Consider the following 13,673-nt stretch of genomic DNA (forward strand, 5'->3'; position numbering starts at 1 on the left):
GGTTCAGTGGTTCAGGAAGCGCATCGAGTAGTCGATGGCCTTCACGTCCTTGGTCAACGCGCCGATCGAGATCCGGTCGACACCGGTCTCGGCCAGGGCGCGCAGACCGTCGAGCGTGACGCCGCCCGAAATCTCGAGCACGGCCTTGCGGCCCTCGCCCACGGCGTCGTTCAGGCGCACGGCCTCGCGCAGCGTGGGCAGGTCCATGTTGTCGAGCAGCACCATGCGGGCGCCGGCGTCCAGCGCTTCCTGCAGCTGGGCCAGGGTCTCGACCTCGACCTCGACGAACGCAGCCTGCGCGGCCACGGGCGCCACCGCACGCAGGGCGGCGGCCACGCCACCGGCCGCGGCGATGTGGTTTTCCTTGATGAGCACCGCGTCGTACAGGCCGATGCGGTGGTTCAACCCGCCTCCCGTGCGCACGGCGTACTTCTGCGCCAGGCGCAGGCCCGGCAGGGTCTTGCGGGTGTCGACGATGCGCGCGCGCGTGCCCTTCACGGCGTCGGCGTACAGCGCGGTCTTGGTGGCGACGGCACTCAGCAGCTGCAGAAAGTTGAGCGCGGTGCGTTCGGCCGTCAGCAGCGCGCGGGCGCCGCCTTCGATTTCGAGCACGGGCTGGTCGGCGGCGCAGCGTTCGCCCTCGCCGCACAGCCAGGTGATGCGCGCCTGCGGATCGAGCCGCCGCACGGTGGCCTCGACCCAGGGCGCGCCGCAGACCACAGCGGTTTCGCGCGCGAGCACGCGGGCATGGGCCGTGCGGGAGGCGTCGACCAGCGAGGCGGTCAGGTCGCCGTCGGCGACGTCTTCCTGCAGGGCGCGGGCGACGTCGCACTCGGCCAGCGCGGCGACGGCCGACGCCGAGAAATCAAAGCGAAGGCTCATGTCTCTGGAATCTCTAATTTTCAGGAGGAGTGGCGGGGGACCGAACCGGCTTGCACCGATTCCGGCACCGGGTCGCGCCCGGTCAGCGCCGCAACAGCGGCGCGCGGGCTCACCTGGCCGTCGAGCAGCGCAACCACGCCTTCGGCGATGGGCATCTCGATGCCCAGGCCGCGCGCGCGCTGCACCACGGTGCGGGCGCAGTACACGCCCTCGGCCACGTGGCCCAGCGAATCGACGGCCTGCGCGAGCGTGCGGCCCTGGGCCAGCAGCAGCCCGACCTTGCGGTTGCGCGAGAGGTCGCCGGTGGAAGTCAGCACGAGGTCGCCCAGGCCCGACAGGCCCATGAAGGTGTCGGCGCGGGCGCCGAGCGCCAGGCCGAAGCGGGTCATTTCGGCCAGGCCGCGCGTGATCAGCGCCGCGCGGGCGTTGAGCCCGAGCGCGAGGCCGTCGCACAGCCCGGTGGCGATGGCGAGCACGTTCTTCACGGCGCCACCGACTTCGACGCCGACGATGTCGTCGTTGGCGTACACGCGCAGGGCCGGGCCATGGAAGGCATCGACCAGCGCATCGCGCACGCCGGCGTGCGGGCTGGCGGCCACCAGCGCGGTCGGACGCCCTTCGGCGACCTCCTGCGCAAAGCTGGGGCCGCTGAGCACGCCCGCCTTCAATTCAGGCGCAACCTGCGCCCATATCTCGTGGGCGAGCAGGCCGAAGGCGGCGGGAGAGGTGGTATCGAGCGCGGGCTCGACGCCCTTGCACAGCCACGCCACCGGCACGGTGGTGCCGCGCAGGGCGATCAGCTGTTCGCGCAGCGCGGCCATGGGCGTGGCGACGATGACGAGGTCGGCCCCGACCTGCGCCTGGGCGATGTCGCCCGCGCACACGGCCAGCGAGGCCGGCAGGGCCAGCCCGGGAAGGTAGCGGGTGTTTTCACGCGCGGCCGACATGGCGTCGGCCTGGGCGGCGTCGCGCGCCCACAGCGTGACCTCGTGGCGGGCCGCCGCGTTGACTGCGACGGCCGTGCCCCAGGCACCGGCGCCATGAACGCAGATCTTCATCGTGCGCTGGCGGCGTCGTGCGGCCTGTTTACTGGGCCAGGGTGGGTGCAGCCTGGCCGGCGGCCTGGGCTTGCTGCTGCTCGTACATGGCCTGGAAGTTGATTTCGGCCAGGTGCACGGGCGGGAAGCCGCCGCGCTGGATCACGTCGGCGACGTTGCCGCGCAGGTACGGGTAGACGATCTGCGGGCAGGCGATGCCCAGGATCGGGCCCATCTGGTCTTCCGGCAGGTTGCGGATCTCGAAGATGCCGGCTTGCTTGGCTTCGACCAGGAACACGGTGCGGTCGTCGATCTTGGTCTGCACGGTGGCCGACACGGTGATCTCGAAGATGCCGTCGGCCACGGGCTGGGCGTCCACGCCGAGCTGGATGTCGACGGTGGGCTGCGTCTGCTCCAGCAGGATCGCGGGCGAGTTGGGTTGTTCGAGCGACAGGTCCTTGAGGTAGACGCGCTGGATCTGGAACACGGGATCTTGGGCTTGCTGGTCGGCCATGGCTGAACTTTCGAGGATCAAAACAATGCCCGCCGGGGAAAGGGTCCCGCAGCGGGCTGCAGATGAGGGAACAATCGATTATCGCCCGACGGCCCGCGCACTTTCGTGACGCTGGGCCGCGGTGGGCTTCAGGCGGCCTGCAGCAGCGGAACGAGGCCGCCGCGGCTGTCCAGGGCCTGCAGGTCGTCGCAACCGCCCACGTGGGTGTCACCGATGAAGATCTGCGGCACCGTGCGGCGCTGGGTGATCTCCATCATGGTGTTGCGGGCTTGCGGGTCGGTGTCGATGCGGATCTCTTCGATCTGCTCGACGCCCTTGGCCTTGAGGATCTGCTTGGCACGCGTGCAGTACGGGCAGAACGCGGTGGTGTACATCTTGACGGCTTGCATGCGCTTTACCTTGGGGAAGAATCAGGCCTTTTCAACCGGCAGATTAGCCTCTTTCCAGGCCTTCAGCCCGCCGGCGACGGCTTGGGCCTGCTCGTAGCCGAGCTTCTTGGCCGTGGCCACGGCGCGCTGGGCGCGGGCGCCGGTGGCGCACACCAGCAGCAGCGGCACGTTCTTGTTCTTGACCGTGCCAGCCAGCTTTTCCTCGAGCAGGTTCAGCGGGACGTTCTTGGCGCCGATCATGTGGCCGCCGGCAAACTCTTCGGGTTCGCGCACATCGACCAGCACGGCGCGCTCGCGGTTGATGAGCTGTACGGCGCCCTGGGCCGTGAGCGTGCCACCGCCCGCACCCCGGAGCATCGGCCAGGCCAGCATGCCGCCCGAAGTGAGCGCCATCAGGATCAGCATCCAGTTCGCGGTGACGAATTCGATCAATTTCACGGGGGTTCCTTGGATGGCAAACCCGGGATTTTAGAATGCTGGTTTTCCCACGCGCTGCCAAAGGCCTCCGACATGCACAAACTGGTACTGATCCGCCATGGCGAATCGACCTGGAATCTCGAAAACCGTTTCACCGGCTGGACCGACGTCGACCTGACCGAGACCGGCGTCGAGCAGGCCAAGCAGGCCGGCCGGCTGCTCAAGGCCGAGGGCTACGACTTCGACGTGGCCTACACCAGCGTGCTCAAGCGCGCCACCCGCACCCTCTGGCACACGCTCGACGAACTCGACCGCACCTGGCTGCCCGTGGTGCACTCCTGGCGCCTCAACGAACGCCACTACGGCGGCCTGCAGGGCCTGAACAAGGCCGAAACCGCCAAGAAGTACGGCGACGAGCAGGTGCTGGTCTGGCGCCGCAGCTACAGCACCCCGCCGCCGCCGCTGGAAGCCGACGACCCGCGCAGCGAGCGCTCCGACGTGCGCTACACCAAGCTGTCGCCCGAGCAGATTCCGCTGACCGAATGCCTGAAGGACACCGTGGCGCGCGTGCTGCCGTTCTGGAACGAATCGATGGCCCCGGCCATCCGCACCGGCCGCCGCCTGGTGGTGGCCGCGCACGGCAACTCGATCCGCGCGCTGGTGAAATACCTGGACGGCATCTCGGACGACGCCATCGTCGGCCTGAACATCCCGAACGGCATTCCGCTGGTCTACGAGCTCGACGACGACCTCAAGCCCCTGCGTCACTATTACCTGGGCGATGCCGCAGCCGCCGAAAAGGCCGCCGCCGCGGTGGCATCGCAAGGCAAGGGCTGAAGACGTAAGCAAAAGAAGAAAACCCGGCCTGTCGGTCCCTCCGTGGAACCCCGGCAGGCAATTTGCTTCCAAGCTGTGTATATTGGTTCGACAGCCGTCGACATACAGGACATTTCACTCATGATGGGCCAGAAACTGAAGATCACCGGCTGGGTCGCCGCCGGCGCCGTTGCTGGCGTCCTGACCACCGTCTCGCTGCAGACGGTCGCGCGAGGTTCGCTCGCGCCGCTCCCCCTCGAGGAACTGCAGCAGCTCGCGGCCGTCTTCGGGATGGTCAAGAGCGACTATGTCGAGGCGGTCGATGAGAAGAAACTCATCTCCGACGCCATCTCGGGCATGGTCGCCGGGCTCGATCCGCACTCGCAGTACTTCGACAAGAAGTCCTTCAAGGAATTCCGCGAGGGCACCACGGGCCGCTTCGTCGGCGTGGGCATCGAAATCTCGCAGGAAGACGGCCTCATCAAGGTCGTCTCCCCCATCGAGGGCTCGCCGGCCTTCCGCGCCGGCTTGAAGCCGAACGACCTGATCACCAAGATCGACGACACGGCCGTGCGCGGCCTGTCGCTCAACGAAGCCGTCAAGCGCATGCGCGGCGAGGCCAACACCAAGGTGCTGCTGACCATCTTCCGCAAGGACGAGAGCCGCACCTTCCCGGTCACGATCACGCGCGAGGAAATCCGTACCCAGTCGGTGCGCGGCAAGATGATCGAGCCGGGCTACGGCTGGATCCGCCTCTCGCAGTTCCAGGAGCGCACGGTCGACGACTTCGTCAAGAAGATCGAAGAGCTCTACAAGGAAGACCCGAACCTCAAGGGCCTGGTGCTCGACCTGCGCAACGACCCGGGCGGCCTGCTCGACGCGGCGGTGGCGGTGTCGGCGGCCTTCCTGCCCGAGAACGTCACGGTGGTCACCACCGACGGCCAGCTGGCCGAAAGCAAGTCGATCTACAAGGCGGCGCCCGAGTTCTACCAGCGCCGTTCGGGCAGCGACCCGCTGCGCAACCTGCCGGCAGCGCTCAAGAACGTGCCGCTGGTGGTGCTGGTGAACGAAGGCTCGGCCTCGGCCAGCGAAATCGTGGCCGGCGCGCTGCAGGACCACAAGCGCGCCACCATCATGGGCAGCCAGACCTTCGGCAAGGGCTCGGTGCAGACGGTGCGCCCGCTCGGCCCCGACACCGGCCTGAAGATCACCACGGCGCGCTACTACACGCCCAGCGGCACCTCGATCCAGGCCAAAGGCATCGTGCCCAACGTGCTGATCGATGAAAGCGCTGAAGGCAGCCCCTTTGCCGCCCTGCGCATGCGCGAGGCCGACCTCGAGAAGCACCTGGCCAGCGGCCAGGGCCCCGAGGTGAAAGACCCCGAGCGTGAAAAGGCCCGCGACGAAGCCCGCAAGCGCCTCGAGGAAGAAGCCAAGAAGCCGCCGCAAGACCGCAAGGTGCCCGAGTTCGGCACCGACAAGGACTTCCCGCTGGTGCAGGCGCTGAACCGCCTGAAGGGCCAGCCGGTGCTCGTGAGCAAGACGCAGGTCATCGTCGACAACAAGGACGAGAAGAAGGAAAACTGATCCGGCAAGCGGGCCGCACCCTGCGTGCGGTTCGCGCCACCGGCGTTTTTTCCTTCATCCGCGAAGTTCCAGGCAGCGCGCATGGACGATCACGACCTGCTGCGCTATTCGCGCCACATCCTCCTCGAAGAATTCGGCATCGACGGCCAGGCGCGCGTCAGTGCCGGGCGGGTGCTCGTCATCGGCGCCGGCGGGCTGGGCTCGCCGGTGGCCCTGTACCTCGCGGCAGCGGGGGTCGGCCACCTCGTGCTGGTCGACGACGACGAGGTCGATCTCACCAACCTGCAGCGGCAAGTCGCCCACACGCACGCGCGGGTGGGGCAGCCGAAGGTCACCTCCGCCGCGCAGGCGATGCGCGACATCAACCCCGACATCGCCATCGAAACCCACGCCGTGCGCGCCGACGAGGCGCTGCTGTCGCAGCTCGTGGCCGAGGCCGACGTGGTGGTCGACTGCTGCGACAACTTCGCCACCCGGCAGGCCGTGAACCGCGCCTGCGTGGCGCACGCCAAGCCGCTGGTGGCGGGCGCGGCGATCCGTTTCGACGGGCAGCTGAGCGTGTACGACACGCGCGACGCGGCCTGCCCCTGCTACGCCTGCCTGTTCCCGCCCGAGGCCAGCTTCGAGGAAACGCGCTGCGCGGTGCTCGGCGTGTTCGGCCCGGTCGTCGGCACCATCGGCACGCTGCAGGCCAGCGAGGCGCTCAAGCTGCTGGCCGGCATCGGCCCATCGCTGGCGGGCAAGCTGCTGATGTTCGACGGGCGCAGCACCAGCTTCGACACGCTGCGCGTCTCGCGCGACCCGCACTGCAGCGTCTGCGCGCAGCGGCCTCAGGCCGGCGCCTGAGCGCCCGCCCTCTTCTTCTTTCTTTCGTCAAGGCTGACGGGCGCCCTTGGCCCGCGCGGCACCGCGCGACGCCGCCCCCGTCGTGGGCCGGTTCGCCAGTGCCAGCACGCCCGTGCAGTCGGCGTTCTCGCCGGGCCCGGTCTCGATGGTCGCGGCCAGCGCCAGCAGCGGGTTGATGGCACCGAGCGCCAGCGCGGCGAGGCCGCGGCCGGCCAGCGGGCCGAACTCGACGCCGCCCCTGGGCGCGCCGAAGGTGCCGCTCACGACCAGCGGCGTGCGTAGCGACAGGATGCTCGGGCTCTTGGGCTCGGGGTGGATCACGAAGTCCAGCGACTCGGTCGCGAGGTTGGCCTGGCCGGTGGCGGTGAAGACGGCGTTGGTGGTGTCCAGCACCAGCGTGCGCCCGTTCATCACGCCCTTGTTCACGTCGAAGGCCAAGGCCGCGCAGCGCAGCTCCACGTCGCGATCGCCGCGCAGCAGGAACTTGAGGATGTCGCCGCCCACCAGCGTCGCGAACACGGGCATCAGGTTGCCGAACTGGCCGCGCCCCGACAGCACCGCCATGTCGCCCGACGCGCCGCCGAGCCAGCTGGCCACCGAATTGCCGGCGCCCGACAGGTTGATGCGCCCGTCGAGCCGGCCGACGCTGTTGCCCGAGTTCTCAAGCTTGGGAATCAGCCGCGCCAGCCGCAGGCCGCGCACGTCGAGCGAGGCGCGGATGTCGGCCGGCGTCTTGGTGGCGTCGATGCGGATGGCGCCCGCGAGCTTGCCGTTGGCCACGCCCAGATCGAGCGGGTCGAGCGACAGCACGCCATCGGTCAGCTTGATCTTGACGCTGCCGCGGTCCAGCGGCACCTGGCGCACGTTGCGGATGGTTTCGGCGGTGTAGCCCACGTCGGCGTTCATGGCGTGCAGCCGCCCGAAGTCGAAGGGGTTGGTCGGCAGCACCTTGCCGCCCGGCGGGCGCTTGGGCTGGGCCGAGGCGACGGGCGCCACGCCCTCCACCGCATTGGCGGAACGCGCCGTGGGCGGCAGGCCGATCAGCGGGCCGAGGTCGTCCATGTCCATCACGCGCGAACGCAGCGTGCCCGACAGGCGCGGCACCTTGCCGGCCTGGTCGAAACTCATGTCGCCGCCGATGTCCGACAGGCCCAGCCGGCCGTTGAGCCCCGTCGCGTCCCAGACCTTGCCGCGCTTGCGCAGGCCGCCGCTCAGCGCGTAGGGCGGGGTCTGCGGCAGCACCACGCCGGTCAGCGGGAACAGCGCGCTCAGCGTCTGGCCCTTGACCTGGAACGTGGCGTCGATGCCGTCGAAGCCCGCGAGCTGGGCCACGGTGCCGCTGGCCTTGAGCTTCGTCTGGCCGGCGGCGGCATCGATCTCCAGCGGGAACGGCGGCGCGCCCGCGGCGTTGATCTGCAAGACGTTGCCCGTGCGCCCGTTTGCCGTGAGCGGCTGGCCCTTGTAGCGGCCCTTGATGCGGTAGTGCAGCGGCAGCTCGCCGCGGTTGCTGTCGTAGTCCAGGTCGGCATGCACGTCGACGCCCAGGTGCGTGGCAAGGAAGTCGACGGCGCCCTGGTCGACCTGGATCAGGCCGATGGTGGGCACGGTGCCGGTGTCGGAGGTGTCCTTGCCGAAGGCCCAGGTGCGGCGCCCGTCGGGCTCCATCTGCAGCCCGACGGTGGGCGCGGTGAGCGCCAGCCGCGGAATGACCACCCGCTTGTCGATCAGCGGCCAGAGCCGGATCTCGAAGCTCGCGCGCTCGGCTTTCACCAGGTAGGGGTCGCGTGCCCACTCGGGGTTGGCGAACTCGATGCCGTCGAAGTTCACGGTGGCGGCTTTCCAGCCCAGGTCGACGTCGAGCCGGCGCGTGATCTCGAACTTGCGACCGGTCTTCTCGCTCACGAAGCGGTTGAGTGGCTCGCGCAGCGTGTCCCACGGAAAGAAGGCGACGAGGAGCGCGAACGCGGTCAGCAGGACGGCGACCAGCAGCACGAAGGCCGCCAGCAGTTTCTGCCAGCGCGGCCGGGCGCGAAGGGATTGGGTTGCCATGGTCGATTCTTACCCGGATGCGCGCCCCCGCCGGGTCGGCGGCGGGCCGCAGACCCCGTGCGGCATGGCCTACGGGAGCGCGCGAAGCAGCGGGAGACAGCCGCCTGCACAGGCGTCGGAACCCGCCTACAACGCGCGGCCCTTGAACCCTGCATGATCCGCTGCGGGAAAGCCTCAATGTCCATGGGCAGGCTCTCTCCTCCGCGGGACGCTTGGACACGAGCACCTGCCCACCTCAGAGGAAGCGCGGTTCGGCATGGATTCCAGATTGCAGACCTATGTTGTCGAAGACAACCCCACGATCCGTGAAAACCTCATCGGCACTCTGGAAGAGCTCACCTGCACCACGGTGGTCGGCTTCACCGACAACGAGCAGCACGCGCGCGACTGGCTGCGCGACCATGCCGACGAGTGGCACCTGGCCATCGTCGACCTCTTTCTCAAGCAAGGGAGTGGCCTGGGCATCCTTCAGGCCTGCCAGTCGCGCAAGCCCGGCCAGACGGTGGTGGTGCTCAGCAACTATGCGACGCCCGACATCCGGCGCCGCTGCGCCGAGTTCGGGGTCGACGCGGTGTTCGACAAGTCGAACGAAATCGACGCGCTGGTCGACTTCTGCATCCGCCAGGCCGCCGCGCTGCGGCCACCCGGCGATGCCTAGTCTCTGTTGCTCAATCGATGAGCTTGTTCTTCAGCGCGTAGTAGGTCAGGTCGCTGTTGGAAGACAGGTTCATCTTCTCCATCAGCCGCGTGCGGTAGGTGCTCACCGTCTTCACCGACAGCGACAGCGTCTTGGCGATGTCGCCGGCGGTTTCGCCCTTGGCCAGCTTCAGGAACACCTGGAACTCGCGCTCCGAGAGTTGCTCGTGCGGCGCGGCGTCGTCCTTGCGGTCGAGTTGGCGCGCCAGCAGTTCGGCCACGGCGGGCGTGATGTAGCGCCGGCCCAGCGAAATAGTGCGAATGGCGTTCACGATCTCGATGGGATCGCATTCCTTGTTGAGGTAGCCACTGGCGCCCTGACGGATCAGGTTCATCGCGTAGTGCTCCTCGGGATAGCCGCTGAGGATGAGGATGCCCACGTCCGGCGCCTTGGCGCGGATCATGGCGAGTGCATCGATACCGCTTTGTCCCGGCATGGACAGATCCATCACCAGCACGTCCAGTTCGGTGGTGCGTACCAGCTCGATGGCTTCACGGCCACTGGCTGCTTCGCCCGCCACGCGCAGGTCCACGTGCTCGGAGAAGAACTGCCGGAGGCCCGATCGCACGATGGCGTGGTCGTCCACAATTCCAATTTTGATCATCTGTTACTTTCGTCGTTGTACTGCTGCTGTGGAAGCCGCAGCATGCCGGTCCCTGATTGTTATCAATTATTCACGAAGTTGCATTGAATGCGACCCTAAGGGTGACATGCACTGGTTAGCCCCCCAAAAAATGGCCGTGAGCCTCTTGCTCGCGGCGCTGGCCGCACTGGCCCTCGTGGGCATCAACGAGGCAGGATACCGGCAGTCGAGCCGCGCCCTGGCGGACATCGACGAGGCCCAGCAGATCCGGGGCACGCTCAACCAGATTCTGCAGAACATGCTGGACGCCGAAACCGGCCAGCGCGGCTTCCTGCTCACGGGCGAAGCCGCCTACCGCCAGCCCTACGACGTGGCGGTGAAGCAGGTGGACGGCAACCTGGCCACGCTGCGCCAGCTGTACGCCGAACGCCCGGCCGAGCGCACCCAGCTGACCGAGCTGTCCAAGCACGTGCTGCGCAAGATCGCCGAGATGGACATGAGCGTGCGGCTGCGCCACGAGGGCAACGAGGACGCCTGGAAGTTCGTCATGACCACCGACGTGGGGCGCGAGGAGATGGAAGCCATCCGCGCCACCGCCAACGAGCTGGTGAAGGCCAGCAACGCAACGCTGCACGCCGGCCAGGTGCAGGTGATGAAGTCGCTGCAGCTGGCACGCATCGGCACCGGCATCGTGGCGCTGGCTGCGCTGATCGCCTTCTTCCTGTACCTGCGGCAGACGCACGCGCTGCGCTCCATCGGCGAGCGCCAGCAGGAGGCGCTGCAGCGCGAACGCAATGCGCTCGAAGACGAGGTGCGCGAACGCACGGCCTCGCTGGGCGAGCTGGCCACCCACCTGCAGGACGTGCGAGAGACCGAGCGCGGCTACCTGGCGCGCGAGCTGCACGACGAGCTGGGCTCGCTGCTCACGGCCGCCAAGCTCGACGTGGCGCGGCTGAAGTCGCGGCTGGCCGACGCGCCCGATGCCATTCAGCGGCTGCAGCATCTGACCGAGCTGCTCAACAGCGGCATCGCGCTCAAGCGCCGCATCATCGAAGACCTGCGGCCTTCGTCGCTCTCCAACCTCGGGCTGGTCGCCTCGCTGGAAATCCTGGGGCGCGAGTTCGGGGAGCGCTCGGGGCTGGAGATCGAGATGGCGCTGGAGCCCGTGAGCATGGACGAGTCGCGCCAGCTCACGATCTACCGCATGGTGCAGGAGAGCCTCACCAACATCGGCAAGTACGCCGAGGCCACCGAAGCCACCATCGTGCTGAAGAACTACGCCAACCACGTGATCGTGGAAGTGGCCGACAACGGCAAGGGCTTCGACGCGCAACGCATGCGCCCGTCGACGCACGGCCTGGCGGGCATGCGCCACCGGGTCGAGGCGGCGCGCGGCAAGCTCACGATCACCTCGGCGCCCGGGCAGGGCACGCGGCTCAGCGCGATGCTGCCGGTGGTGAAGCCCACGCCGCAGACCGGCACGCCGGCGAGCCTCGACACCCCCACGTCGCGCAGCGCCTGACGCAGCCGGTGGCATTTCTTCACGCCACGGCCTGCGGCGACTCGGTCGCCTCCTACGCTCCCCCGCCCCGGTCGCTGACAGGGCCGGTGCGGCCCTGCCTTTAAGGTGGTTCCTGTGTCATCCGGTGCAGCATCGCTTCTTGGGTTCTGCTGTCGGATGCGCGGTTTCAAACCATAAAAGAGGGAAGCCTCGAAGGAGTTCCGCATGCTGCACTACGCCGTGGTATTTCTGGTCATCGCACTCATCGCTGCCGTCTTCGGCTTCGGTGGCATCGCCGCCAGCGCGGTGGGGATCGCCAAGGTCCTTTTCATCATCTTTGCCGTGCTCGCCATCGCCAGCTTCCTGGCCGGCTTGCTACGACGCAAGTAGCGTAGTTACGATCCATAGGCTCCCGCATTTCATCTTCCCGGAAAGGACTCTCCCATGAACACGACCAAGACCCCTTCGCAACTCGCCGACGACGTGCGCCAGACCGCTCACGAAGCGGCAGAAACCACCCGCGCCTACGCTCAGAACGCGGTGAATGCGGCGGGTGAAAAGGTCCGCGAACTGCGCCGCGACGCCGAGCCGGGTGTCGAGCAGTTGGCCGCACGCGTGCAGCAAGCAGTGCAACGCGGCCTTGACGCCGCCTCGACCACCAGCGCCCGCGCCCACCGCCGCATTGAACAGGCCGCCGACGTGACGGGCCGCTACATCTCCGACCAGCCCGTGCGCTCGGTGTTGCTGGCCGCTGCGGCCGGCGCCGCCATCACGGCGCTGATCGTGCTGGCCAGCCGCCGCAGCCGCGACGACTACTGATCCGTTGCATCGCCATTGATTGACTGACCGACCGACCCTGCCCGACCACCCTCGCACATGCTTCATCCGATCTTCTCGACGGTGCTCGGGCACCCGGAGCTCATTGCCGATCACATCGCCAACTACGCGGCCCTTGCCCGGCAGGAGAGTGCCGTGGCGGGACGCGGCCTCGTCGCCCGACTGGTCGCGGGCGTCCTGGCCGTGGCCACTGCCGTGCTGGCGCTCGGGCTGATCGGCGTGGCCGTGCTGCTCGGTGTGCTGCACGGCAGCTTCCACTGGGTGCTGGTGGTGGTGCCCGCAGTGGCCGTGGTGATTGCGGCGATCTGCACCTGGGTCGCCACCCGCCCGAGTCCGAACTACGGCTTCGACGATCTGCGGGCCCAGCTGGCCGCGGACCTCGACGCGCTGCACGCCGCCGGAGCCCGCCATGAGCAGCCCTGACCCCCGCCGCCCTGCCGCATCGCAGCTGACGCCGCAGCAGCGGCTGGCCATTTCGCGCCGCGCGCTCGTGCGGCAACTGAACGGCGGCGAGCCGGACGCACCGGCGCCCCACCGCGCCTTTGCCGCCGGTGACGCCGACGACGATCTCGAATACGCACACACCGACACGGGCGATGCGCCCGCCGCCTCGCCGGGGCGCCGCCACAACGTCTGGAGCGCCATGGCGCGCGGCGTGGTGCAGCGCTGGTGGCGCCGCCATCCCGCGCACGCGGCCGGCCAACTGGCCCGCCCTCTGCTCGAACACTACGCCCGCACGGAGCCCGTCAAGCTCATGGCCGCCGCGGCAGCCACGGGCTCGCTGCTGGTGCTCGTGCGGCCCTGGCGACTGCTCTCGGCCACGGCCGTGATCGCGGCGGTGCTCAAGACCTCCGACGTGGCCGACCTGGTCAACACGCTGCTGCAGAAGCCCGCGCGCCTGCCGCGACAAGACCCGCCCTGACGTTCAGGCCTGCGCGCTCTTTGCGCACCCAAGAAAAAGCCCTCGCGAAGAGGGCTTTTCTGTTTCTGGCGGAAGGACCGGTCAGCCCTTCACTTCAAGCTGGTTGTTCACCGACTTCACGCCCTGCACGGCTTTGGCGATTTCCTCGGCGCGCGACTTGGCGGCGGCCGTCGGTGCCGGACCCTTGAGGCTCACGGTGCCGCCCTTGGTGTCGACGTCGATCTTGATCGCGCTCAGGTCGGGGTCCTTGGCCAGGCCGGCCGAGACCGAGGCGGTGATCGCGGCATCGTCGACCGTGGCGGTCACCGCGGCGGTGGCGTCCTTGGCGGCTTCCTTCACATCGGCCGTGGCGCCGGCCATGCCAGTCTTGGCGTCGGTCGCGGCCTGTTCGGTCTTGGCCTTGGCATCGGAGGCCGCCTGCTCGGTCTTGGCGACGGCGCTGTCGAGCTTCTCGCCGGCCGTCTGGTTGCCCGGCTTGTCGCAGGCGGCCAGGGTCAGCGCGGCGCCGGCTGCGAGCACGGCGAGCCAGGTGCGCGAAGCAGCAAACGGGGCAAAGGGAGCGAGGGAACGGTTCGACGTTGTCATGGGAAATCCTC

The 13,673-nt window shown here is 68.5% G+C and carries 17 protein-coding genes; 9 read left to right on the forward strand and 8 right to left on the reverse strand.

Translation table 11 applies throughout. The features are described from left to right. Positions 1-3 precede the first annotated feature (3 nt). The 5 genes from nadC to AAG801_RS07045 all read right to left on the reverse strand — a co-directional run bounded on the left by nadC (position 4) and on the right by AAG801_RS07045 (position 3,251). Positions 4-882: a carboxylating nicotinate-nucleotide diphosphorylase gene (gene nadC / locus AAG801_RS07025; protein ID WP_341887747.1), complete on the reverse strand. Its 879-nt coding sequence runs from the start codon at positions 880-882 to the stop codon at positions 4-6. Positions 883-902: 20 nt separating this feature from the next. Continuing rightward, positions 903-1,940, reverse strand: coding sequence for an NAD(P)H-dependent glycerol-3-phosphate dehydrogenase (locus tag AAG801_RS07030; protein WP_341887748.1), 1,038 nt, complete (start codon positions 1,938-1,940; stop codon positions 903-905). Between the two features lie 28 nt (positions 1,941-1,968). Next, entirely contained in the window at positions 1,969-2,433 is a 465-nt protein-coding gene (secB, locus tag AAG801_RS07035; protein ID WP_099792246.1) for a protein-export chaperone SecB, read from the reverse strand. A 128-nt stretch (positions 2,434-2,561) separates the two neighbouring features. Further along, entirely contained in the window at positions 2,562-2,822 is a 261-nt protein-coding gene (grxC, locus tag AAG801_RS07040) for a glutaredoxin 3 (RefSeq protein ID WP_341887749.1), read from the reverse strand. A gap of 21 nt (positions 2,823-2,843) precedes the next feature. Further along, on the reverse strand, positions 2,844-3,251 hold the full coding sequence (locus tag AAG801_RS07045; RefSeq protein ID WP_192197128.1) for a rhodanese-like domain-containing protein: 408 nt from the start codon (positions 3,249-3,251) through the stop codon (positions 2,844-2,846). 81 nt (positions 3,252-3,332) lie between these two features. Here AAG801_RS07045 and gpmA point away from each other — a divergent pair, with 81 nt between their 5' ends. From gpmA to moeB, 3 genes are all read left to right on the forward strand, one after another. Continuing rightward, positions 3,333-4,076, forward strand: a complete 744-nt coding sequence (gpmA, locus tag AAG801_RS07050; RefSeq protein ID WP_341887750.1) for a 2,3-diphosphoglycerate-dependent phosphoglycerate mutase — start codon at positions 3,333-3,335, stop codon at positions 4,074-4,076. A 123-nt stretch (positions 4,077-4,199) separates the two neighbouring features. Beyond that, on the forward strand, positions 4,200-5,642 hold the full coding sequence (locus AAG801_RS07055) for a S41 family peptidase (protein WP_153286197.1): 1,443 nt from the start codon (positions 4,200-4,202) through the stop codon (positions 5,640-5,642). Between the two features lie 81 nt (positions 5,643-5,723). After that, positions 5,724-6,488, forward strand: a complete 765-nt coding sequence (gene moeB / locus AAG801_RS07060; protein ID WP_341887751.1) for a molybdopterin-synthase adenylyltransferase MoeB — start codon at positions 5,724-5,726, stop codon at positions 6,486-6,488. A 27-nt stretch (positions 6,489-6,515) separates the two neighbouring features. Here moeB and AAG801_RS07065 read toward each other — a convergent pair whose 3' ends face one another. Further along, positions 6,516-8,537: an AsmA family protein gene (locus tag AAG801_RS07065; RefSeq protein WP_341887752.1), complete on the reverse strand. Its 2,022-nt coding sequence runs from the start codon at positions 8,535-8,537 to the stop codon at positions 6,516-6,518. A 256-nt stretch (positions 8,538-8,793) separates the two neighbouring features. Between AAG801_RS07065 and AAG801_RS07070 the strand changes: the two genes are divergently transcribed. Next, entirely contained in the window at positions 8,794-9,195 is a 402-nt protein-coding gene (locus AAG801_RS07070; RefSeq protein WP_192193295.1) for a response regulator, read from the forward strand. A gap of 10 nt (positions 9,196-9,205) precedes the next feature. Here the strand turns inward: AAG801_RS07070 and AAG801_RS07075 are convergent, their stop codons facing one another. Continuing rightward, entirely contained in the window at positions 9,206-9,838 is a 633-nt protein-coding gene (locus AAG801_RS07075) for a response regulator transcription factor (RefSeq protein ID WP_007837167.1), read from the reverse strand. Between the two features lie 130 nt (positions 9,839-9,968). On the opposite strand from AAG801_RS07075, the gene AAG801_RS07080 reads away from it, so the two are divergent. The 5 genes from AAG801_RS07080 (at position 9,969) to AAG801_RS07100 (ending at position 13,077) form a co-directional block, all read left to right on the forward strand. Continuing rightward, on the forward strand, positions 9,969-11,339 hold the full coding sequence (locus AAG801_RS07080) for a CHASE3 domain-containing protein (RefSeq protein WP_341887753.1): 1,371 nt from the start codon (positions 9,969-9,971) through the stop codon (positions 11,337-11,339). Between the two features lie 204 nt (positions 11,340-11,543). Beyond that, positions 11,544-11,708 carry a DUF1328 domain-containing protein gene (locus AAG801_RS07085; RefSeq protein ID WP_070063586.1) on the forward strand — a complete coding sequence of 55 codons (165 nt, stop codon included), beginning with the start codon at positions 11,544-11,546 and terminating at the stop codon, positions 11,706-11,708. Between the two features lie 54 nt (positions 11,709-11,762). Next, entirely contained in the window at positions 11,763-12,137 is a 375-nt protein-coding gene (locus tag AAG801_RS07090; protein ID WP_101489011.1) for a hypothetical protein, read from the forward strand. A 57-nt stretch (positions 12,138-12,194) separates the two neighbouring features. After that, a complete protein-coding gene (locus AAG801_RS07095; protein ID WP_341887754.1) occupies positions 12,195-12,578 on the forward strand; it encodes a hypothetical protein in 384 nt (127 codons plus the stop codon). Further along, entirely contained in the window at positions 12,565-13,077 is a 513-nt protein-coding gene (locus tag AAG801_RS07100; RefSeq protein WP_341887755.1) for a hypothetical protein, read from the forward strand. The genes AAG801_RS07095 and AAG801_RS07100 overlap by 14 nt, the downstream gene beginning before the upstream one ends. A gap of 81 nt (positions 13,078-13,158) precedes the next feature. On the opposite strand, the gene AAG801_RS07105 is transcribed toward AAG801_RS07100, so the two are convergent. Then, on the reverse strand, positions 13,159-13,662 hold the full coding sequence (locus AAG801_RS07105; protein ID WP_341887757.1) for a BON domain-containing protein: 504 nt from the start codon (positions 13,660-13,662) through the stop codon (positions 13,159-13,161). Positions 13,663-13,673 lie beyond the last annotated feature (11 nt).

This window comes from Variovorax sp. YR752, from assembly GCF_943372545.1.